This is a genomic window from Synechocystis sp. FACHB-908 (assembly GCF_014698595.1).
Taxonomy (GTDB): Bacteria; Cyanobacteriota; Cyanobacteriia; order Cyanobacteriales; family Microcystaceae; genus Synechocystis.
Genome location: NZ_JACJTH010000023.1, coordinates 37,073 through 57,167, shown reverse-complemented (window position 1 = coordinate 57,167; position 20,095 = coordinate 37,073). Strand labels below are relative to the sequence as shown.

Annotated in this window: 20 protein-coding genes; 9 read left to right on the top strand and 11 right to left on the bottom strand. The window is 44.4% G+C overall.

Annotation, left to right across the window (positions count from 1 at the left end; translation table 11 throughout):
• Window positions 1-14: 14 nt before the first annotated feature.
• Window positions 15-146, bottom strand: a complete 132-nt coding sequence (locus H6G46_RS18640; RefSeq protein WP_255345314.1) for a hypothetical protein — start codon at window positions 144-146, stop codon at window positions 15-17.
• A gap of 115 nt (window positions 147-261) precedes the next feature.
• On the bottom strand, window positions 262-1,227 hold the full coding sequence (locus H6G46_RS07970; RefSeq protein ID WP_010872372.1) for a DUF362 domain-containing protein: 966 nt from the start codon (window positions 1,225-1,227) through the stop codon (window positions 262-264).
• Between the two features lie 141 nt (window positions 1,228-1,368).
• On the opposite strand from H6G46_RS07970, the gene H6G46_RS07965 reads away from it, so the two are divergent.
• The 6 genes from H6G46_RS07965 to H6G46_RS07940 all read left to right on the top strand — a co-directional run bounded on the left by H6G46_RS07965 (window position 1,369) and on the right by H6G46_RS07940 (window position 6,424).
• Window positions 1,369-1,830: a DUF29 domain-containing protein gene (locus tag H6G46_RS07965; protein ID WP_020861674.1), complete on the top strand. Its 462-nt coding sequence runs from the start codon at window positions 1,369-1,371 to the stop codon at window positions 1,828-1,830.
• 122 nt (window positions 1,831-1,952) lie between these two features.
• Window positions 1,953-2,429 (top strand): DUF29 domain-containing protein, encoded by a 477-nt coding sequence (locus H6G46_RS07960; protein WP_010872374.1) that lies wholly within the window; start codon window positions 1,953-1,955, stop codon window positions 2,427-2,429.
• A gap of 74 nt (window positions 2,430-2,503) precedes the next feature.
• Complete coding sequence (locus H6G46_RS07955; protein WP_010872375.1) at window positions 2,504-2,965, top strand: DUF29 domain-containing protein; 462 nt, start codon at window positions 2,504-2,506, stop codon at window positions 2,963-2,965.
• Between the two features lie 122 nt (window positions 2,966-3,087).
• Window positions 3,088-3,552, top strand: a complete 465-nt coding sequence (locus tag H6G46_RS07950) for a DUF29 domain-containing protein (protein WP_010872376.1) — start codon at window positions 3,088-3,090, stop codon at window positions 3,550-3,552.
• 140 nt (window positions 3,553-3,692) lie between these two features.
• Window positions 3,693-4,229: a methyltransferase domain-containing protein gene (locus H6G46_RS07945; protein ID WP_010872377.1), complete on the top strand. Its 537-nt coding sequence runs from the start codon at window positions 3,693-3,695 to the stop codon at window positions 4,227-4,229.
• A gap of 41 nt (window positions 4,230-4,270) precedes the next feature.
• Window positions 4,271-6,424 carry a hypothetical protein gene (locus H6G46_RS07940; protein ID WP_010872378.1) on the top strand — a complete coding sequence of 718 codons (2,154 nt, stop codon included), beginning with the start codon at window positions 4,271-4,273 and terminating at the stop codon, window positions 6,422-6,424.
• 16 nt (window positions 6,425-6,440) lie between these two features.
• Here H6G46_RS07940 and H6G46_RS07935 read toward each other — a convergent pair whose 3' ends face one another.
• From H6G46_RS07935 to H6G46_RS07920, 4 genes are all read right to left on the bottom strand, one after another.
• On the bottom strand, window positions 6,441-7,253 hold the full coding sequence (locus H6G46_RS07935) for a hypothetical protein (protein ID WP_010872379.1): 813 nt from the start codon (window positions 7,251-7,253) through the stop codon (window positions 6,441-6,443).
• A 1-nt stretch (window position 7,254) separates the two neighbouring features.
• Complete coding sequence (locus tag H6G46_RS07930) at window positions 7,255-7,767, bottom strand: type II secretion system protein (protein ID WP_010872380.1); 513 nt, start codon at window positions 7,765-7,767, stop codon at window positions 7,255-7,257.
• 98 nt (window positions 7,768-7,865) lie between these two features.
• Window positions 7,866-8,372 carry a type IV pilin-like G/H family protein gene (locus tag H6G46_RS07925; RefSeq protein WP_010872381.1) on the bottom strand — a complete coding sequence of 169 codons (507 nt, stop codon included), beginning with the start codon at window positions 8,370-8,372 and terminating at the stop codon, window positions 7,866-7,868.
• Window positions 8,373-8,515: 143 nt separating this feature from the next.
• On the bottom strand, window positions 8,516-9,838 hold the full coding sequence (locus tag H6G46_RS07920; RefSeq protein WP_010872382.1) for a methyltransferase domain-containing protein: 1,323 nt from the start codon (window positions 9,836-9,838) through the stop codon (window positions 8,516-8,518).
• A 154-nt stretch (window positions 9,839-9,992) separates the two neighbouring features.
• On the opposite strand from H6G46_RS07920, the gene H6G46_RS07915 reads away from it, so the two are divergent.
• Window positions 9,993-10,598: a hypothetical protein gene (locus H6G46_RS07915; protein ID WP_010872383.1), complete on the top strand. Its 606-nt coding sequence runs from the start codon at window positions 9,993-9,995 to the stop codon at window positions 10,596-10,598.
• 3 nt (window positions 10,599-10,601) lie between these two features.
• On the opposite strand, the gene H6G46_RS07910 is transcribed toward H6G46_RS07915, so the two are convergent.
• The gene (locus H6G46_RS07910; RefSeq protein WP_010872384.1) at window positions 10,602-11,039 is read right to left on the bottom strand and encodes a DUF29 domain-containing protein; all 438 of its coding nucleotides are present in this window, start codon (window positions 11,037-11,039) and stop codon (window positions 10,602-10,604) included.
• Entirely contained in the window at window positions 11,032-11,484 is a 453-nt protein-coding gene (locus H6G46_RS07905) for a DUF4351 domain-containing protein (protein ID WP_010872385.1), read from the bottom strand. The genes H6G46_RS07910 and H6G46_RS07905 overlap by 8 nt, the downstream gene beginning before the upstream one ends.
• Before the next feature lie 49 nt (window positions 11,485-11,533).
• Here H6G46_RS07905 and H6G46_RS07900 point away from each other — a divergent pair, with 49 nt between their 5' ends.
• Window positions 11,534-12,484: a pentapeptide repeat-containing protein gene (locus H6G46_RS07900; protein ID WP_014407173.1), complete on the top strand. Its 951-nt coding sequence runs from the start codon at window positions 11,534-11,536 to the stop codon at window positions 12,482-12,484.
• Window positions 12,485-12,498: 14 nt separating this feature from the next.
• On the opposite strand, the gene H6G46_RS07895 is transcribed toward H6G46_RS07900, so the two are convergent.
• On the bottom strand, window positions 12,499-13,608 hold the full coding sequence (locus H6G46_RS07895; protein WP_010872387.1) for an RNA polymerase sigma factor, RpoD/SigA family: 1,110 nt from the start codon (window positions 13,606-13,608) through the stop codon (window positions 12,499-12,501).
• Between the two features lie 514 nt (window positions 13,609-14,122).
• The gene (thrC, locus tag H6G46_RS07890) at window positions 14,123-15,424 is read right to left on the bottom strand and encodes a threonine synthase (protein WP_010872388.1); all 1,302 of its coding nucleotides are present in this window, start codon (window positions 15,422-15,424) and stop codon (window positions 14,123-14,125) included.
• A 374-nt stretch (window positions 15,425-15,798) separates the two neighbouring features.
• Here thrC and H6G46_RS07885 point away from each other — a divergent pair, with 374 nt between their 5' ends.
• Complete coding sequence (locus H6G46_RS07885) at window positions 15,799-17,271, top strand: glycosyltransferase family 39 protein (protein WP_010872389.1); 1,473 nt, start codon at window positions 15,799-15,801, stop codon at window positions 17,269-17,271.
• Here the strand turns inward: H6G46_RS07885 and H6G46_RS07880 are convergent.
• Window positions 17,264-20,092 carry a diguanylate cyclase gene (locus H6G46_RS07880; RefSeq protein WP_020861678.1) on the bottom strand — a complete coding sequence of 943 codons (2,829 nt, stop codon included), beginning with the start codon at window positions 20,090-20,092 and terminating at the stop codon, window positions 17,264-17,266. The two genes, H6G46_RS07885 and H6G46_RS07880, sit on opposite strands and share 8 nt — an antisense overlap.
• Between the last annotated feature and the right edge of the window lie 3 nt (window positions 20,093-20,095).

Here is a 20,095-nt window from a genome sequence, read left to right as displayed (position 1 = left end):
AAGTTTTTAGAATCTTAACAAAACCCCTGCCCCCACCACGGCGATCGCCCCTGGTAACCAATTACAGAAAGTTCAAATTCGTCCCAAATCGAGCAGTGCATGGCAGCTTCTAAAGGACTAATAAACTCTAAAAAGAAAGCCGCCACTGAAGCAATGGGCGACCTCTAGCAATCGGAGGGTGATATTGACTTTATGTCTTATCTTCAGGTTAAGGCCGGATCGGTAGGCTTTATGTAGCCTATTTGACGAAAGTTCCCGTAACTAGGCTTTCCCCGTGTAGATATGTAAGGGTTCTTTGACAAAGCGAATGTAAAAGTGTTTGAACGTGGAACGCAACACCCTAGGCAGGCCAAAATCAATGGGCATCAACACTTCCGGTAGTTTCCAATTATCTACCACTAACTCCCGGGGATGGGATAAGGGAAAGGTCAATTCAGCCGCAGTGGGATTTAGTCCTAGGCGCTCCTGGGCCGCCATGGTGGGAATAGTAGCGGGGTCTAGTTGCAAAATATCGGTAATAACAAAATCCAAGGCAAACACGTCGGGGCTAGCGGCCAATAACCCCACTTCCCTGGGGTCGCCGTGCATGGGGCCATTGCCTTCATGGGCCATAATGCCATCCAAAATACTCAAATCCGGGGCGATCGCCTTGGCCGTTTCCACCAGCATTTCCCCAAAGCGATTCGCATCTTTGCCCGCCTCCATATGCCACCAAGCTTTCATTTTGCCGGGGACGCAACCGAATAAATTTTTAACCCCCATGGTCATGGTCAATTGGGCATGGGACTTGAGTTTGGGCAGGTTAATCACCACATCCGCATCCATGGCCTCCTTGGACAAGCGCAAATGGTTAAAACTATCACTATCGGTGGCGTAGCGTCCCCCTCGGAATTCCACAATGGGAATGTCTAACGCTTGCAACAGAGGTAAGTAACCGTTATTTTCTGCCACGCCCCGAGCCGAACCAAACGCAGGACTGTCCCCCATGAAAGGTTTACCGCCCGCTTCCTGCACCAGTTGGGCCACGGCGGCCACCACTTCGGGGCGGGTAATACATTCTCTGCCCGGCCGATTGCCAGTCAACAAATTGGGCTTCAGCAAAACCCGATCGCCTGGTTTGACGAAGTTGCCCATGCCCCCCAAGGGTTCGAGTAAAGTTCTTAGGGAAGCCAGCAAACTGCCCGCTTCGTAGGATTGGGACCGGAGCAAGCTAACGGATTTGACCATGGTGGCGGAGGTTGATTGTAAACAAATATGAATATAAACCTATTCCCGATTCTAGTCACATCCGGCTCAAGATGCCAATTTTGGGGACAATTTTTGCTAAGGCTACAATGAAGCTTAAGACAAATGATTGAGGAAGGTTGCATGGTTGCTGAACTCCGCAAAACCAATACAAATCTTTATGAGACAGACTACAATCTTTGGGTTTTAGAAACTGTCGCCAAGTTGAAAAGTCGAGACTTGGATGGTCTAGATTGGGACAATTTAATTGAGGAGGTGGAGGATTTGAGTCGGCGCGACAAAAAAAAGCTTAAAAGTCTTTTACGTCTACTGTGTGAACATCTTCTTAAACTCACATATTGGCAATCTGAGCTTCAAAGGAATGAAGGCCATTGGAGGAGAGAAATTCGTAATTTCCGGAAACAGATTAATGAAGAGTTAGAAAGTAGTCCAAGTTTACGAAACTATCTTAGTGACATCTTTGATAAATGTTATCGTGATGGGAGAGAATTGGCTGCTGACCAATCCGAACTTCCTCTCAGCATCTTTCCCGAACACCCCATTGCTACCCTTGAGCAGGTACTGGATGAAGATTGGTTGCCCTAGGCGCACCGCGTAGCGGATCTCTGCGAGATCGCCAGATAATTCATTTCGATTTATAGATGGTACTACCATTGATTGGGTAGAAGCTAGAATAAAATTTACAACTAATTAACGAGGTCAACACTATGGTTGCTGAACTCCGCAAAACAAATCAAAATCTTTATGAGACAGATTACAATCTTTGGGTTTTAGAAACTGTTGTCAAACTAAAAAATAAAGATTTAGATAATCTGGATTGGGAGAATTTAATTGAGGAGGTAGAGGATTTGAGTCGGCGGGATAAAAAAAAGCTCAAAAGTCTTTTGAGGTTATTATTTGAACATTTATTAAAATTGTCCTATTGGAAAAGTGAGGAGCAGAACAATCGTAATCATTGGGAGGCCGAGATTATTAATTTTCGTCAATTGATTGAGGATGAATTAGCAGATAGTCCTAGTCTCAAAGTTTATTTGCAAGAAATTTGGCAAGAATGTTACCAGTATGGGCGCAAGATCGCGGCTAAGCGTTCTCAACTTCCCCTCAGTACATTTCCAGAGGAACCCATTGCTACCCTTGAACAAATATTGAATGAAGATTGGTTGCCCTATGCGATCGCCAGATAATGAGGCAAATCGTGTGCCCACTCATTGAGTGGAAGCTAAAATAAGATTGACGATTAATCATTTGGGAAAACAGCATGGTTGCCGAACTCCGCAAAACTAATACAAGTCTTTATGAGACGGATTACAATCTTTGGATTCTAGAAACCGTACAAAAGTTGCAATGCCGAGATTTAGAGAATCTAGACTGGGAATATTTGATTGAGGAGGTATTAAGCTTGAGTCGGCGAGATAGGCACAAACTAGCTAGTTTGCTAACCAGACTATTCGAGCATTTATTAAAGTTGGGCTATTGGCATTCAGAAAAAGAAAGAAACCGAAACCATTGGAGGCGAGAAATTCGCAATTTTCGTCTTCAAATTGACCGATTGCTAAGTGACAGCCCAAGCCTAAAACCTTATTTGTCAGAGATTTTTGATAAATGTTACAAAAATGGCATAAGTTTAGCTTCTGATAGTTCGGGCTTATCGATTGAAAATTTTCCCGAACAACCCATTGCTACCTTTGAACAAGTACTGGATGAAGATTGGTTGCCCTAGGCGCACCGCGCAGCGGATCTCTGCGAGATCGCCAGATAATTCATTTCGATTTATAGATGGTATTACCATTGATTGGGTAGAAGCTAGAATAAAATTTACAACTAATCAACGAGGTCAACACTATGGTTGCTGAACTCCACAAAACCAATACAAATCTTTATGAGACAGATTACAATCTTTGGGTTTTAGAAACTGTTGCTAAACTTAAAAATCAAGACTTGGATGCTCTAGATTGGGAAAATTTAATTGAGGAGGTAGAAGATTTGAGTCGGCGCGATAAACATAAATTACAAAGTCTTCTCAATCATATTTTTGAACATCTCCTTTTGATTGTTTACTGGCAAGCAGAATTTATCCGGAATCAAGGGCATTGGGAAAGGAAAATCTTGAATTTCCGCCTACAGCTTCTCCAGGTGTTAGAGGATAATCCGAGTTTACGTAACTATGCAAGAGACTATTTAGTGGAGGGGTACAAAAAAGGTAGAAAATTAGCAGCTAAACATTCTCAACTTCCCCTCAGTAAATTTCCAGAGGAGCCCATTGCTACCCTTGAACAAGTACTGGATGAAGATTGGTTGCCACAGTAGTCTTTAAATGGGGTCGTCATTTGGTCAGTCTTGGAAAGAGACTCTGTTAAGGTTAAGTTTTTTTGAGGACACGTTTCGCCTAAGTAAATTTGAAGCATGATATTAGAATATATGATTTTACTCGTAATAACTAAAGATTTATGACTCAAACTGAGATTATTAAGTTACACATTGGCGGCAAAGAAGTCTCCCCTGAATGGAGGATTGTTGATGTTTTAGATCGTCCAGAGGTTGATTATGTTTGCAATGCCAGCAATTTATCAATGTTCGAGGACAATTCGGTTGATGTAATATATGCTAGCCATGTCCTTGAACATTTTTATTACAACATCGACGATGAGTTGACCAGTACATTAAAGGAATGGCACCGAGTGCTTAGGATAGGGGGTAAGTTAATGATTAGTGTCCCAGACTTGAAGACTTTGTGTTGGTTATATCTGCACCCAAATTCCCATCCACTGGAACGTCATCACATTATGAGAATGATGTTCGGTGGACAAATGGATGTTTATGATGTCCATAAAGTGGGATTAGATGAAGAAATTTTGGGGATGTATTTGGAAATGGCGGGATTTGAAAATTATGAAAGGGTTACTGAATTTGATTTATTTCAAGACTGTAGTCTGATTAGGCTTGCAGATACTTACATAAGCTTAAATGTTATTGCATTGAAGTAACTATGATGAGTGTAAAAAACATTAAATAAATTATCAAACAAATGAAAATTGAAAAGCAAGTTAATGATTTAAGAATAATTGAACTTGAAAAAGAACTGGAAAATAATCCTTTTATCCCTATTTTATATTGGGAGTTAGGATTGAATTATCTTATCTCTGTAGGGGAAGAAAAAGCGGAAGAAATTTGGTCGCTGGGTTTGTTGCAATGCTTTACATCTTTTGATGAAGGGTTGCTTTCACTAGTTGGCTTTATTGAACAACACATAGAGCTTAATAAAAATGATAAACAAACAGTGTTGATATTATGGCAACAGATAATCAAGATAGTCCCCAATTACCTGGCAGGACATCTAAATTTACTTGTTGTTGCCTGTGAGCTTAAGGTATTCTCGGCTGAGAAGCTGGCTTATTTAGGCACAGTTGCGTTAATTAATTCTATTGATTCTGGTTGTATTAGTCAACAAGAAGAAGAGCTTTTATTAAGGGCCACTCTATCAATTTTAGAGTTTCCCACTGCCCTTTCCCTTGATTTTTTAAGATCTAGTATTCCACTTTTAGTCAATTTGCCTTGGTGTGATGCTGTTATGGCTTTTGCTAATAGTATGGTTTATGATAAGCAACTTTTTAGTTATGGTGTTGAAATTGCTGAAATCTGCCTTCAATATTCTCCGAATAATCTTTTTATTCTTAATGATCTTATCCGATTTTACGGACTACGTAAAGATCAAGATGCTCTATTAAGAACAGCAAGAAATCTATTAAATATTTTCAGACAACAAGACTTTGAGCCTGATTTTGGTTTTTATTTATCATCAAGATTATTATCTGCTTTTATGACAGGCAATGATTGGGAACAAGTTCAAAGTATAGCTTCTATTTTCAAAGATTATTTTATTTTATTACAAAATGAAAAGTCTGTTGTCTTAAATAATTTTTTAAGAGACCGCTTTTGGGGACTGGGGTTTTCTCTACTTTACCTATTTGATGAACCTGAATCTAATCGTCGATGCTTAAATTTTAACGCTAGTATTTTTCAGCAAAATTTAACTGAGAATCAAAATAAGACTATTTGCCAAGAAGAAAATTTGCCTAAGAAAAAACAAGTTTCTCTAAAACGGATTGGTTATATTGCCCATACTCTCAGGCAACATTCAGTGGGATGGCTATGCCGTTGGTTATTTAAGTATCATGATAGGGAAAAATTTGAAATTTTTGTTTATTTGATCGGACAACCAGAAGATGAGTTAACCGAAAACTGGATTTATCCTAATGTCAGTAAATACTATCACTTTGGTCGGGATAAAAATGAAATTATTAAGCAAATTAAGCAAGATCAAATTCAAATTTTGGTAGATTTGGATGTGCTGACCCATAATATTACGGCCCAGGTGTTGGCCCACAAACCGGCCCCTGTTCAGGTTAGTTGGTTAGGGTCGGATGCATCAGGTTTACCGGCGATTGATTATTTCATTGTTGATCCCTATGTTGTTCCTGACGATGCCGAGGGCTATTACCGGGAAAAATTATGGCGTTTGCCCCAGACCTATCTGGCAGTGGATGGTTTTGAAATGGGAACACCAACGTTAAGTCGGGAGCAATTGGGAATTAAGCCCAATACGGTTATTTATCTTTCGGTACAGAATAAGATCAAATCGAACCCCAATATCTTAAAGTTACAACTACAAATTTTGCAGTCAGTGCCCGATAGTGTGTTTCTGATTAAGGGAGGTGGTGATAATGAGTTAATTCGGGCAATGGTGGAGCAGTTGGCCAAGGAAATGGGGCTTGATCTTCATCGGATTCGGTTTTTACCCAAGGATGGGGATGAGATGACCCATCGGGCTAACCTGAGCATTGCCGATGTGGTGTTGGATACCTACCCCTACAATGGTGCAACGACGACGTTGGAAACGTTATGGATGGAAGTACCGTTAGTAACACGGGTAGGAAAACAGTTTGCGTCCCGCAATAGTTATACTTTCTTGACTCAGTTAAATATTAGGGAGGGCCTCGCTTGGAATGATCAAGAATATGTTTATTGGGGCACTCGTTTTGGATTAGAGAAGAGTTTGAGAGAAAAAGTAAAAAATGAGTTGAACTTGGGCAAGTATAAATCTAAACTTTGGAGAGCGAAAGATTTCACTCAGGAGTTAGAACTAGCTTATGAAGGAATGTGGAATGGAGATCTAGATTAAAATTATCAATCTTTTTTTAGTCAAAATCATCGGGAACTTTAACTGATATTTGTCCACCTGGCTCAACAGTTACTTTCCCGCCAAGTCGCTCTATTTCTTTAACGACTCTTTTAAAGGTCTGAGCATCTTGACTACTGCCCAAAATGCTTAACCAGGCACCAATTTGAGCCTTTCTACTATCTGGATTTTTTTCTAAAAATTTGATGCTATCGGTGGTGACATTGATAAAGTTCTGGTTTTCGTCATTTTGGGAATGTCGTGCCCATTCAACAGCTTTTTTATAAGACTCCTTAGCCGCTTGTGGATCTGCTAAAAACAATAACTCATTAGTTCCTTTCGCTCTCCACACATAGTAAGGTGCTGTACCTGGAGAAAGGAACTGTTCGGGCATTTTTTCCAGACTCTTGCCAAGCAATTCAACACTAATTTTAGGATAACCAGCAAAAATAGAAGTGCTAGTTTCGAGTCTTAGGAGAGCGTTAACAAACAAAGGATCTTTCTCGGATACTAATTTGAAGTATTCTGGGCTTAACCCATAACCAACTAAATCTCTGGCATCACTGTCACCAAAATATTGTATGAATTGCAAATAAAGCCAATCAGCAACAAGATTATCAAATCCAAGGGCTGGTATTTTGCCTAGTATTTCTATATCTATTTTTTCATCTGCTTCAAGGGTTTTGTAATCTTCTTCAGTCAAAGACTGCCCTGGAGCTTGAAGAGCGGGTCGCTGTAGAGTAATCAACCCAATTAGACTGGCAAATGCTAAACAGGGAGAAAATAAATTTTGAAAAACAAATCGAGCGTGTAAATTCAGCTTAAATACCATATCAAAAAAGCTTAATACCGTTTACACAGTCCCCAGATGAGTTATTTGGTGCCTCTGTGCTGTTTGTCTCGGCTGGAACAGGACTTTGACACAATACTACTCTATAAGTTTGGTTCTCATAGTACACTCCCATTGCAAAATTACGGGCATTTTGCTGAACACCATTAGTTGCTGTAGCACTACTTTTGGCTACATCAGTTCCAATTAATTGAGGCTCTGAAATATCATAATAATTGCTCTGAAAACTAATTTCTAAAGCTTGGTTGCTCTCAGCGAAAGAGGCTTTTTCAAAAAAATAGGACTGCTGGGCTTGACCAATCGCACTCAGTATCTGCTTGGCCTCAGCTTCCCTCGCTTTACCTATCTGGGAGAAAAGATTCGGCAACGTCATTGCTCCCAACACTCCCAAAATAATAACCACAACAAGCAGTTCCAGCAAAGTAAATCCTCTTTGTCGGGTACCATTGAAATGCCGACAGTTAGATGAACTACCGATAGAAAATTGGGCTTTCATAACAATAGTGTGAAAATATTAACCCAAAAAAAAGAGGGTGCAGTAGGTAAGATAAGACCAGCTCATCATTCCCGCACCACTCAAAACATAATAGGGTCCTATTTAATTACTTCAGCACCACCACAATCATTAGCCCCTCCTGGGGTTGGGGGAGTATCTTCACTACCTGCTTCAGCCCGACAAACAACAGTACTGAAGGCGCGGGTGCCTGAATCGTAAAACGTTCCACCTGACATGGAGCGGGTGCCGTCAGCCTCCCAATTCAATGCCGTTGCGTCTTGGATAGCTTCTGTGTTGTCAGCAGTGTTAACTGCAAAACTAAAGAAATTACCATCAGGAGCTGGGACTTCAAGCGTTTCCGTATCGGTTGCAAACGTACCCTTCTCAGTAAAATAACCTTGTTGGGCACGGTTCAAAGCACCGATAGTGGATTTAGCTTCGGACTCCCGTGCTTTACCAACTTGACCCAAGAGGTTAGGCAGAGCAATAGCAGCCAATACACCGATAATAATTACAACAACCAGCAGTTCGATTAAGGTGAAACCACCTTCTGCCCGTTTTTTGGAGAGTTGAGAGAGGAGTTTGAATTTAAAATTACTAGCCATGATTGTCTTCTTCCTTCTGTAGGGGAAATTTAAATAACTGGTCGGAACCCTTCTAGCTGTAACTTACCCATCGCCCCTCATTTGCCTATCACCCTGCTCAAAAAATTTTGTTGTATGGACTGGCCAGCATTTTCAACCTATGCTCACCGTTCTTCTAGCATTAATAACCCCAGTTCCTCATACATCACCAATGCTCCCCCCAATGCGGATTCTTCCCGCTGGGAATCATTCGGCCCCAGAGTGACCGCATCCACCGGAGAAACCTGCAACCAGCGTTCCAAAAGGAAAGACAACGGCTTGGCCCCATCCCACAAAGATAGGAACATTGCAATGGCTGAACGGCGATCAGACCAGATACTTTCCTGCAAAAAAGGGAAAAAACGACGTAGATCCATCGGTGCCACAACTCCCGGTATGGTTAGTTGCTCGTGGAATGACTCTGATTTCAAACAAGGATGGAAATGCACCCAAAGCCTTTCACTAGCAACCTCTGACCAATCTAGAATAGGCAAAGCAGATTCTGGTTGGGGATGCCCACACCAAAAATCTAACAATCGCTTATTGGGCTGAATCAGTTCGTAAAAACAAAGCTCTTCTTCTAGGTCAGCATTTTCTAGTCCCATGGCCAAGTAAGCAGGAAGGTTATCTGGTTCCTTAAATAACTGCCGCCAATCCCAATCTTGCCAGTCCACCATGCTGATTAGCTCCAAACTAGATTGGGTGAGGCATTTTAACAACTGGGGCATAGTAAAGCCCTTGTCGTTTTGTAGTAAATGGTTGCTTAACAAGCGGTGATTATCGTTCTTATCAAAGTTATTGCCCCAAGCCCTTACCTTTAAGTCCACATTGTCCCGTAGGGCTGTAAAAAAATCTCTGACAATACCAAGCTCCATTTCCTCTGGATTATCATCCATCAACCCCATATTCCCGAACAACTCCTGACAACGATAGTAGGGTAAACGTTGATAATAGCTGTGGAGATTACCCCGAATAATGCCATCAGGCTTTAGGATTGCCCTTAACTGTTGCAGGGCCAAGGTTAAGTCCGGGAGTAAATATAAAATATCGCTAGCACTAATGTAGTCAAATTTTTGTCCCAACTGATCTAAATCTTCCAGAGCAAGCACATGGAACTCAGAATTGTCGATTTTGTGATATTGCAAACGCTCCTCAGCAATCTTAATGGACTCTGGGGAAATGTCGATGCCCACCACCTTCGCCCCCGGATTGGCCAACGCCATCGTTAACGTTGTTGCACCTGTGCCACAGGCCACATCTAGCATCACCCGGTTTTCCAGATCAGTGATCACCTTACCATCCCGTCGATAGCGAGCCGTGACCAAACTGCCCTCGTAAAGCAATTTCACATTGTCTTTTGGAGATTCCTCGATGGGAATATTGGGATAGGGATGACTCTCGAATTGCTTTAGGGACTTTTCCAAATAATCTCGCTTCATCTCAGCCATCGGGTCACTCCTTTTATTACCTAAGCCATCATCATTAATAAGCCTTTCCTCAGACTACCCAAATTTGGTATCTGGTTCTCCCTTTTGATCGCCTAATTCCACAGCTTCAACAAAACTACAATGGAAAAGCCCCCTCTTTTACTGCCAGAAGTCCATGACCACCACCCTCGACGAAGTGCTCGACCTTTTCAAACAGGTCGCCCAAGCCCAGAAAGAAACCGATCGCCTATTGCGGGAACAATCTCAAGAAACCGATCGCCAGTTACGGGAATCGGAACAACGATTTCAAAAATCCATTATTGAAAACGAAAAAGGCTTCAAACAGTTACGCAAGGAATTGGGTAACTTAGGGCAATCCTGGGGACGATTTGTTGAAAATATGGTCGCCCCTGCCTGTGAAACCCTATTTTTAGACCGGGGTATTCCCGTCCATCAAGTAAGTCAACGGGTTAAAAAACGCCTGAACAGTGACACCCTGGAAATAGATATTCTCGTGCTCAACCAAGACCACGCCCTAGTGGTAGAAGTCAAAAGTAAGCTTAGTGTGCAGGATGTCAAAGATTTTTTGACTAATCTGGCAGAATTTAGAAGATTTTTTCCCGAATATGAGCAAAAACAAGTTTACGGTGCCGTTGCCGCCATGGACATTGAAGAAGGAGCCGATAAATATGCCTACCGCCAGGGCTTATTCGTGCTGACCCAATCCGGAGAAAGCGTCAGCATTTTAAATAGCGACGAGTTCCAGCCCAAAAACTGGTGAGACCTAGGTATTGGGCCAAAAATCTGAATCTAGAATTTCTACAATGGTGAATGGACAACTATCCGGAAATTGATCATCCGGTAAATCGGTTTCCGCAATGGCCAAATCCCTCGCCTCCTGCCAACTTTCCGCCATCGCTTCGTCCAAACGGGATTTTAGTCCCGGATTCCGTCTTAACAACTTGGCTAGGGATGTTCGCTGAACTCGGATAGTTGCCCGCCAGCTATTAGTCCGTTTCCAATGTTGAACCTGCCATTTCAAAAGATGGGCGACTAAAACCATTAAGCGTGATTCAAGTTGGTCATAGTGACGATTCCCCAAATCTTGAATCTCCTCTATCAAATGCTCCAAATCTAACTGTTCAAAACGTTTTTGAGACAAAAGATCCGCTTGTTGCTGAGTCCAAGTAAAAAAATCCTCAGTATAAAGAAGACTATCCATGGCCGATTTCTCCCAACCAATCTTCCACCTCTGACAATTGTTCAAAATCCAGCAACGCCTCCCCCAAACTTTCCAACTGAATCGTCCCCAACTGTCGAACCCGCTCCACTAGACCATTAGGCAATACTCCAAACCGCCGGGTTAAAATCCGCAAGATCAAGGGTGATTCCCCCCGTTGTTCTCCCCGCTGAAGTCCTAACTTCAGACCTCGTTCCAGTCCCTGCTGTTCGCCTTTCCGCATCGACTCTGCCACAATACTTTGGTAAACCACCGATTCCCGCATAACTCCCTCCCTAAGGTATAGGTTAATCAAAGACTTTTCAAAATTGATCCCAGCTAATAACTGAAGACAGGCAGCTACATTATTTCGTTCAGCCCTGTCCTCGATTATATCCACTCGCCTTGCCACATTGGCTAGTAAACTGACTCCGACGGATTCTTCCATAACTTAAGATGATTAGAGAGTTGATTTGATTTTTCCCCTCTCAAAATTTATGGAAGCCAAGGAATTGGTCCAACGCTATCGCAACGGCGAAACTTTATTTACAGGGCTAAAATTACCGGGGATTAATCTAGAAGCCGCCGATTTGATCGGTATTGTGCTCAATGAAGCGGATTTACGGGGGGCTAACCTGCTTTTTTGTTACCTCAACCGGGCTAATCTAGGTCAGGCTAATTTGGTGGCGGCGAACCTAAGTGGGGCTAGTTTAAACCAGGCAGACCTGGCCGGAGCCGATCTACGCAGTGCCAATTTTCACGGGGCCATGCTCCAGGATACGAATTTAATTGGGGCGGATCTACGGGGAGCGGATTTAAGTGGTGCTACCCTCACCGGGGCCTGTTTGCGGGGAGCTAATATGCGTCAGGAAAAAAAGGGCTACTACACCAATCTCCAGGCCGCTATCCTCGGTCGGGCAGACCTCCAGGGGGCCAACATGAAGGGGGTAGATTTAAGCCGGGCAGATTTAAGCTACGCTAACTTGAAGGAGGCTAATCTGCGAGATGTGGATTTGCGTAAGGCAGACCTGAGCTACGCCAACTTAAAAGGGGCCCTGCTAACTGACGCTAACTTGTCGGGGGCAAAGTTAAATGGTGCCGATTTACAAAATGCCAATTTGATGCGAGCGAAGATTTCTGAGGCAGAAATGACGGCAGTGAATTGCCAGGGGGCCATTATGACCCATGTCAACCTGAATCGGACCAATCTCACGGGGTCCAATTTGAGCTTCACCCGCATGAACAGTGCCGACCTGAGTCGGGCCAACTTGACTAAAGCTAACCTACAGGAAGCAGAGCTGATTGAAGCATTTTTTGCCAGGGCCAATTTGACGGAGGCCAACTTCATCAATGCCAACTTGGTGCGGGCGGATCTAATGAGTGCCAATATGGTGGGGGCAGATTTTCAAGGGGCGACTATGCCGGATGGGCAAGTGCGTCACCACTAGAAATTTTACGGTATCTATAACCAACCTTTGAGGCGGCGGGCCACTTGGGGACGACGGAGTTTCCGCATGGCTTTGCTTTGGATTTGTCTAACCCTTTCCCGGGAAAGATTAAACATATTGCCCACTTCCTCAAGGGTGTAACTTTGGTGGCTGGCAATGCCGTAGCGCAGACAAATCACTTCCATTTCCCGTTCCGTTAGTACCTCGGCCAATACTTCGACAATTTCCCGCCGCAACATGGATTCATTCATCAAATCCTCCGGCAACTGCAGTTGTTGATCTTCTAGTAGATCTACCAACTCGGTGTCTTCCCCTTTGCCTACCCGATGGTTTAAGGACAGGGACTGACGACGCAATTGCAGTAATTGTCTTAGTTGGGCAGGGGTAATGTCCAAAGCAGCGGCCAATTCCCCTTCGTTGGGATTGCGCTTCAATTCCTGCTTGAGACTGCGTTGGGCTTTCTTGATTTTGTTGAGCTTTTCCACCACATGGATGGGCAAACGAATGGTGCGAGCGTCATTGGCAATGGTGCGGGTGATGGCCTGGCGGATCCACCAGTAGGCATAGGTGGAAAATTTATAACCTTTATCGGGATCAAACTTTTCTGCGGCTCGGTTGAGACCGATCGCCCCTTCTTGGATCAGGTCGAGGAAGGGAACACCACGGTTGAGGTAACGCTTGGCAATGGAAACCACTAGGCGGAGATTGGAGCGGATCATCCGTCGTTTGGCAGCCCGCAGTTGATAAAGCCAAATCTCAAATTGTCTGACCTGGGGAAATTCTAGGGCTTGCCCCCACTCCTGGAGGGAAGGCGTTCGTTCCAGTTGTTGGGTGAGTTGTTGTCTAACATCTTCTGCGCTGACCAACAATCGGATTTGTCTAGCCAATTCCACTTCTTCGGCGGCACTCAGGAGGGGATAGCGGGCCATTTCTTTAAAAAAAGCCCCCACAGTGTCTTCACTTACTGCTTTATTAAAACTTCCTTGTTGGCCATCTCCCAGGGTGACTTCGATCGCCGGAGGGTCATCATTGGCGATCGCCTGGCCATCAGCGAGGCCATCCAAAGCCTGCCATTGGTCAACGGCACTGGTGTTGGGGGTGGAGAGGGAAGACATATCGCTCATAGGTTGAAAAAACTAAACGGAAACAATCGAGAAAGGAAAAGATGTGGCAACAACAAGGCCACCCAAGGAAACAGAAAACAACCAGAAATTATCCAATCGGCCAGAGCATCATCCAGATAGACCACCCCAACGGTTAAGGCTCTCCACTTTCAGCTATGCGCACTGCGGTAGTGGTGTTCCAGAACCAGATACCAGTCCCCGTGGCTAGATTGTGTCATTGATTTTCCAAAAATGGCAAAACTTTAGTTTTTTTTAATATCTATCTGTCCAAAATATCGTTAAATTTTCACGGCAGTGTAATTCGTGATACAAACTTGATTTGATCGCCATTTTTGTCAGCTTTCCTTAATTTCAAGGCGATCAACGTTAAAATTGCCAAAAAAATCCGCCCTGGTGAAACCACAGCGGACAATTTCCTAAAAGGAATGATTAATGAAAATTAGTGGGAAAAATACGGCAGTTAACCAATTAAATCCAATCAAATCAGTCAATAACCCTAGTTTCCTGCTGAAATCTAGACCAAAACCTGTTGCCATTCCAAGCGTTCCAACGTGCGGGAGCGCTCCAGGGCCCGCTCAAAGCTATCCAGGTTGGCATCGATGGTGAGGGGTTCTCCCACATGGCTTTGTACCGCTTCCTGGGTTTTTAAACCATTACCAGTGATGTAGACCACCGTAGTTTCTTCGGGATCAATTTTGCCCGCTTCCACTAGTTTTTTCAGCACTGCAACGGTGGTGCCCCCAGCGGTTTCGGTAAAGATGCCTTCGGTTTCCGCCAACAGCTTGATCCCTTCGATAATTTCGGCATCGTTGACGCTTTCAATGTTGCCATTGGTTTTGCGGGCAATGTCCAGGGCATAAACTCCGTCAGCGGGGTTGCCGATGGCAATGGATTTAGCAATGGTGTTGGGTTTGACTGGCTTAACAAAGTCCCGGCCCTCTTGGAAAGCAGTGGCGATGGGGGAACAACCCTCTGCTTGGGCACCACTGAAACGCACTGGCTTATCATCCACCAAACCGACTTTGATAAATTCTTGGAAGCCCTTGTGGATTTTGGTGAACAGGGAACCGGAAGCGAGGGGAGCCACAATGTGGTCGGGCAATTTCCAACCCAATTGTTCCGCCACCTCAAAGCCCAGGGTTTTGGAGCCTTCGGAGTAGTAGGGGCGCAGGTTAATGTTCACGAAACCCCAGCCGTAGCTGTTGCCCACTTCACAGCAGAGACGATTGACCTGGTCATAGTTGCCTTTCACTGCCATTAGGGTGGGATTGTAAATCAAGGTCCCCAATACTTTGCCTGCTTCCAAATCCGCCGGGATAAACACACAGCAGTCCAAACCGGCATGGGCGGCGATCGCCGCAGTGGAGTTGGCCAAATTACCGGTGCTGGCGCAGGAAACGGTGGTGAAGCCCAATTCCCGGGCCCTGGTCAGAGCAACGGACACCACCCGGTCCTTGAAGCTCAAGGTGGGCATATTAACCGCATCGTTTTTAATGTAGAGATTTTTCAGCCCCAGGCGGCGGGCTAAACGATGGGATTTAACCAAGGGGGTCATGCCAGTGCCCACATCAATTACATCTTTACCAGTGACGGGCAGAAAGGCGCGGTAACGCCAAATGGAATTAGGACCCGCTTCAATGGTTTCCCTCGTAACGTGGCGGCGGATTAAATCGTAGTCGTAGGCCACTTCCAGAGGAGCAAAGGTTTCCTCACAGATGTGTAGTGCTTTGAGGGGATATTCGGTATTGCCTTCCTTGGAAACCAGTTTGGTACAAGCGGAAATAAATTCTGGAGCCGTGGTGGTGGCGGTGGTCATGGGGCAAAGTCCTAAATTTCATTAATCTTTCGGCATGCTAACACGGGGCAAAATGGGCGTCAATTAATCCCGACTAATTTTATCGGGTTTAGTTTTCTTGCACCAAAATGACCTTTTTTTACCCAGCATTGATGGGAAGACTCGGCAGGGAGCGAGCTAAAATAGGTCGGTTTTCCCCAAGGGAATTAAGCCCCGTAACTTTGGTTGGTTCCTAGACAACGGTTTGTTAAATGGGGTGTTTCTTCCCCACTGAACCCCCGAAAACCCTAGTGAGGCTGGGCAATTTTGAGCCTATGACCACTAAATAATGGGGCGACGAGCTTGGCAAACACACTCTAAAAACCCAGAGAAATTCGAGAAAATTCGAGAAATTAATGAAACTAACTTGGTTGAATTCCTCGCGTCGGTTGATCTCGGTCATCATTTACTTGACCATTTTCATTCGGGTTTTGACCCTTGGCCTCTACGCTGTGGCGGACAGAACTGAAGCCCGCTACGCAGAAATTGGCCGCAAAATGGCAGAAACCGGCGACTGGATTACTCCCCAAATCGACTACGGTGTACCTTTTTGGGGTAAACCCCCCCTGTCTACCTGGTTGACGGCGGCATCATTTAAGGTTTTTAGTGTTAACGAATTTGCGGCTAGATTATCTTCTTTTATTCCCATTTTATTAGCCAGTTACTTGGTTTATTTATTGGCAAAAAATAAGGGAATTAACTACGCCTTAGTTAGCACCATGATCTTGATTACTACCCTGGGCTTCTTTGTCAGCAGTGGGGCAGTAATGACAGATCCAGCTTTGGTGTTGGGGACTACCCTATCTATGGTCGGTTTTTGGCAAGCTTACCGGGGTGAATCTAATGCAGGGCGTCTCTGGGGATATCTATTTTTTGTTGGGCTGGCGATCGGTTTATTAGCCAAGGGGCCCATTGGAGTTGTATTAGTTTTTCTCCCCCTATTTATTTGGATAATTTGGCAGAGAAATTTGCCCAGGGTTTGGAGACAATTACCTTGGATTCAAGGTATTTTATTGACGGCATTAATAGCAGTGCCATGGTATCTTTTGGCGGAAGCTAAAACCCCCGGTTTTTTGGATTATTTCATTGTCGGAGAACATTGGAAGCGCTTTGTGGAAAAGGGTTGGGAGGGAGATTTATACGGCAGTGGCCACGCCCATCCCTACGGCATGATCTGGGTGTATTGGTTGCTAGCGGCATTTCCCTGGTCATTGCTAACGTTGGGATTAGTAGGCAAGATTTTTTGGCAAATTAAAGTCAAACAAACTAAGCTGACTTTACCAACATTAGACTCGGAATGGCTTAGTTATTTGCTGTTGTGGACTGTGGCCCCAATGGTTTTCTTTACCCCCTCGGCCAATATTTTATGGACTTATGTTTTACCAGGCTTACCGGCATTTGCTTTGCTGTTGACGGAATTATTATTCATGGTTTGGCACGATCAGCCAGTCAATAAATATCTCATTGCTCCTGGTCTATTAATTCCTTTAGTATTTCTCTTTGCTTTACCAATAGTCATAAATGTAGCTAATAATAATTCGCAGAAATATGTCGTCGAACAATATCAACAATCCTGTAGGGAATCGGTACAGGAACCTAACTGTCAGTTGTTTTATGTGTTTAATCGACCCTACTCGGCGGAATTTTATTCTTCTGGTAAAGCAAAAAAAGTGGAAATGCACGAAATAGCCGCTGTTCTCAACAATAATAACCGCAATTATTTTGTTATTCGCACTGATGCGATTAAAGAGTTTCCTCCAGAAATTGCATCAAAATTAAATCAAGTGACTCAATACAGTGCCTATACCCTTTTTTCCCAGACTAATTGACTGGAAAAACCTCATCCGCCATCACAACTCGATTACGGCCGGCGGCCTTGGCTTGATAGAGAGCCCTATCTGCGGCTTGGATAATGTTGACCATGGTTTCTCCATGGTTGGGATAACAGGCTACCCCTAGGGAAACGGTCAATGTGCCCAATTCCTTTCCTTTGTATTCCACTTCCATGGAGGCGATCGCCTGACGGAGGGATTCAGCCTTGACTAGGGTATCTTCCAGGGAGGTTTGGGGCAAAACAATGGTCATTTCTTCCCCACCATACCGACAAGCAATGTCAGAACCGCGAATATTGCTTTGCAGAATGCGCCCAATGGTTTTCAGTACGTGGTCGCCGGCATCGTGCCCCAGTTGGTCATTGAATTGCTTGAAATGGTCAATGTCTCCCATAATTACCCCAATGGAATGGTTATAGCGCTTGGCCCGGCCAATCTCTTGTAAGAAAAATTGTTCTAAATAACGACGGTTAAATAACCCCGTGAGGGGGTCCCGGATACTCTGATTTTCCAACCTTTCCCGCAATTTAATATTGGCGATCGCCAGACTGACCTGTTCCGCCACCGCCTTGGCTAACTGTTGTTGGTCAGAACTAATTACCCCAGCCCGATCACTGCAAAGATTAAGCAAACCAAGGGTTTCCCCCTGGGCGATGAGGGGAATGCAAAGACTTTCTTGGGGCAAACATTCCGGATTGAGGTGGCTACATAACAAATCGTGCTGTTGCACCCCGACCAAATGGGGCTGTCCCAGGCGCAGAGCCCAGCAATCTGTGCCATTGAATAATGGTTCGGAGCAGGCTAAATTTCCCCAAGTTTTGACCTGTTCAAAATAGTTGGCAGTGGAGTCAAAAATAGAAATCGTGCCAGCAATGTTGGGAAACAACGGGGGAGCCAAGGCCGCCAAGCTAGCACAGGCATCGGCCACCACCACACAGGATTGCAAATATTGATTCAGGGTGGAAAGCAATTCCATCTCTTGATTGCGCCGTTTTAACTCCTCCAACCGTTGCGCTAACTGTTCATTGACCCGATTGACCTGTTCTTGACTTTCCGCCAAAGCTTGGGTGCGTTCTAAAACCCTTTGTTCCAATTTGGCATTGAGTTTTTCTAACTCCGCTTCTATTCTGTCCCGTTGATACAGGGCTTTTTTCTGTTCCTCCATGGGCACCACCACGCAGATGGTTAAATCCGGTTCCCCTTCAAAGGGGGATGCTCCCATCAAAATGGGAACGCGGCGGCCATTTTTGTGGTAGTACTCTTTTTCCCAGGGTTTTGTGAAACCATATATCCGTAGATTTTCGATGGCTTCCAAGTCTTGGCTTTTATATTCTGGGGGCGTAATCTGATCCCAACGCATTAAACCGGCTTCCAGTTCTTTTCTGGTGTAGCCGAGCATTTTCAAGAGGCAATCATTAGCTTCAGTAATTTGGCCATTGATATTGGCAAACATCATGCCGACAACAGCGGACTCAAACACTTTACGAAAGCGAGATTCACTATCCTGAAGGGCGGTTTCGACACTTTTTTGCTCAGTAACATCCATGGCCACCCCATGGAGACCAATCATTTCTCCCGCCCCATTGACCAGAGCTTCAATTTTTGCCCAGAGCCAGCCCTGACTGCCGTCCTGGCGGAAAAAACGGTAAACCAAATCCTGGGAATTTTGGCTTTCCAGAACCGATTGCACCACTTCGTCATGGCGTTGGCGATCGCCGGGGTGAATGGATGCGGTTAATTCTTCATAGCTGGGGGGATGTTCCAGACCAAACATGCGTAAAATCTCTTCCGACCACTGAATTTCCCCGGAGCCCGACAAAAATTTCCAGGTGCCCAATTTGGCTAAGCTTTGGGCTTCCGATAGTTCTGCTTCCCGTTGCCGTAGTTGCTCCTCTGCTAATTTTCGGGAAGTAATATCTATACCCGATCCAAGTATTTCTAGAAGATTGCCTTGGCTGTCAAAAATAGGTTCATTAGTCCAAGCGACCCAAACCCGATCGCCGTTTTTGCGGACATTTTCATTTTCGTTATATTTATAATTCTCAGGATTACGGCAAATATCTGCCACCATTGCCTCCAGATTTTGACCGGAGCTGCTGGTCCTAGGCACGATGGTATCGAACACCGACTTGCCCACCATTTCCTCTTTGCTAAAACCAAAAAAGTTGTGGCAATATTCGTTCGCGAAGGTGATTTCCCCCGTCGGTAACCAGCGCACAATAATCGTGTTAATCGACTCCACTAAACTGCGATATTTTTCTTCACTTTCTTCAATAGCTTGGCGAGCTTCATAACGTTCAGTAATGTCAATACAAGAACCGATATAACCCAAAAACTCTCCGTCTGGAGCAAGCCGAGGTACGCCATTGTCTAATAACCAACGGTATTCTCCCCCTCGATTCCGCAGGCGATATTCCATCGTAAACGGTTGCCGGGCATCAAAAGCTTCAACGTAGGTTTGCCAACAACGATCAAAATCGTCGGGATGAACCCCTTCAGCCCAACCATTGCCCTGCTCTTGTTCCAGAGTGCGACCAGTAAAATTGAGCCAAGGTTGATTAAAATAAAAACAGCCTTTGTCTAAGCCAGCAATCCAGATCAAAACCGGGGCGTGGTTGGCAAGGTAATTAAACATTTCTTCCCCTTCTTGAAGGATAGCCTCTAGAAATTTGCCGACATCCTCACCACTGTTAATATGTGATGCCTCTGAGAGAAAAGCAGAACGAAGAAAGGTCTGGAGTTTTAGGTTAGCAACGACTTCCTTTGAAGTTTCCAGTTTTGCTATTACCTTGCCAATATCTTGGTGCTCATCGCCCATATA

Excerpts from the sequence above, each read along its gene's own strand:
- H6G46_RS07935 (WP_010872379.1), bottom strand. The coding sequence starts at position 7,253 with ATGGTATTTAAGCTGAATTTACACGCTCGATTTGTTTTTCAAAATTTA.
- H6G46_RS07895 (WP_010872387.1), bottom strand. The coding sequence starts at position 13,608 with ATGAGCGATATGTCTTCCCTCTCCACCCCCAACACCAGTGCCGTTGAC.
- H6G46_RS07945 (WP_010872377.1), top strand. The coding sequence starts at position 3,693 with ATGACTCAAACTGAGATTATTAAGTTACACATTGGCGGCAAAGAAGTC.
- H6G46_RS07965 (WP_020861674.1), top strand. The coding sequence starts at position 1,369 with ATGGTTGCTGAACTCCGCAAAACCAATACAAATCTTTATGAGACAGAC.
- H6G46_RS07910 (WP_010872384.1), bottom strand. The coding sequence starts at position 11,039 with ATGGATAGTCTTCTTTATACTGAGGATTTTTTTACTTGGACTCAGCAA.
- thrC (WP_010872388.1), bottom strand. The coding sequence starts at position 15,424 with ATGACCACCGCCACCACCACGGCTCCAGAATTTATTTCCGCTTGTACC.
- H6G46_RS07905 (WP_010872385.1), bottom strand. The coding sequence starts at position 11,484 with ATGGAAGAATCCGTCGGAGTCAGTTTACTAGCCAATGTGGCAAGGCGA.
- H6G46_RS07960 (WP_010872374.1), top strand. The coding sequence starts at position 1,953 with ATGGTTGCTGAACTCCGCAAAACAAATCAAAATCTTTATGAGACAGAT.
- H6G46_RS07900 (WP_014407173.1), top strand. The coding sequence starts at position 11,534 with ATGGAAGCCAAGGAATTGGTCCAACGCTATCGCAACGGCGAAACTTTA.
- H6G46_RS07920 (WP_010872382.1), bottom strand. The coding sequence starts at position 9,838 with ATGGCTGAGATGAAGCGAGATTATTTGGAAAAGTCCCTAAAGCAATTC.
- H6G46_RS07940 (WP_010872378.1), top strand. The coding sequence starts at position 4,271 with ATGAAAATTGAAAAGCAAGTTAATGATTTAAGAATAATTGAACTTGAA.
- H6G46_RS07885 (WP_010872389.1), top strand. The coding sequence starts at position 15,799 with ATGAAACTAACTTGGTTGAATTCCTCGCGTCGGTTGATCTCGGTCATC.
- H6G46_RS07915 (WP_010872383.1), top strand. The coding sequence starts at position 9,993 with ATGACCACCACCCTCGACGAAGTGCTCGACCTTTTCAAACAGGTCGCC.
- H6G46_RS07930 (WP_010872380.1), bottom strand. The coding sequence starts at position 7,767 with ATGAAAGCCCAATTTTCTATCGGTAGTTCATCTAACTGTCGGCATTTC.
- H6G46_RS07880 (WP_020861678.1), bottom strand. The coding sequence starts at position 20,092 with ATGGGCGATGAGCACCAAGATATTGGCAAGGTAATAGCAAAACTGGAA.
- H6G46_RS07950 (WP_010872376.1), top strand. The coding sequence starts at position 3,088 with ATGGTTGCTGAACTCCACAAAACCAATACAAATCTTTATGAGACAGAT.
- H6G46_RS07970 (WP_010872372.1), bottom strand. The coding sequence starts at position 1,227 with ATGGTCAAATCCGTTAGCTTGCTCCGGTCCCAATCCTACGAAGCGGGC.
- H6G46_RS07925 (WP_010872381.1), bottom strand. The coding sequence starts at position 8,372 with ATGGCTAGTAATTTTAAATTCAAACTCCTCTCTCAACTCTCCAAAAAA.
- H6G46_RS07955 (WP_010872375.1), top strand. The coding sequence starts at position 2,504 with ATGGTTGCCGAACTCCGCAAAACTAATACAAGTCTTTATGAGACGGAT.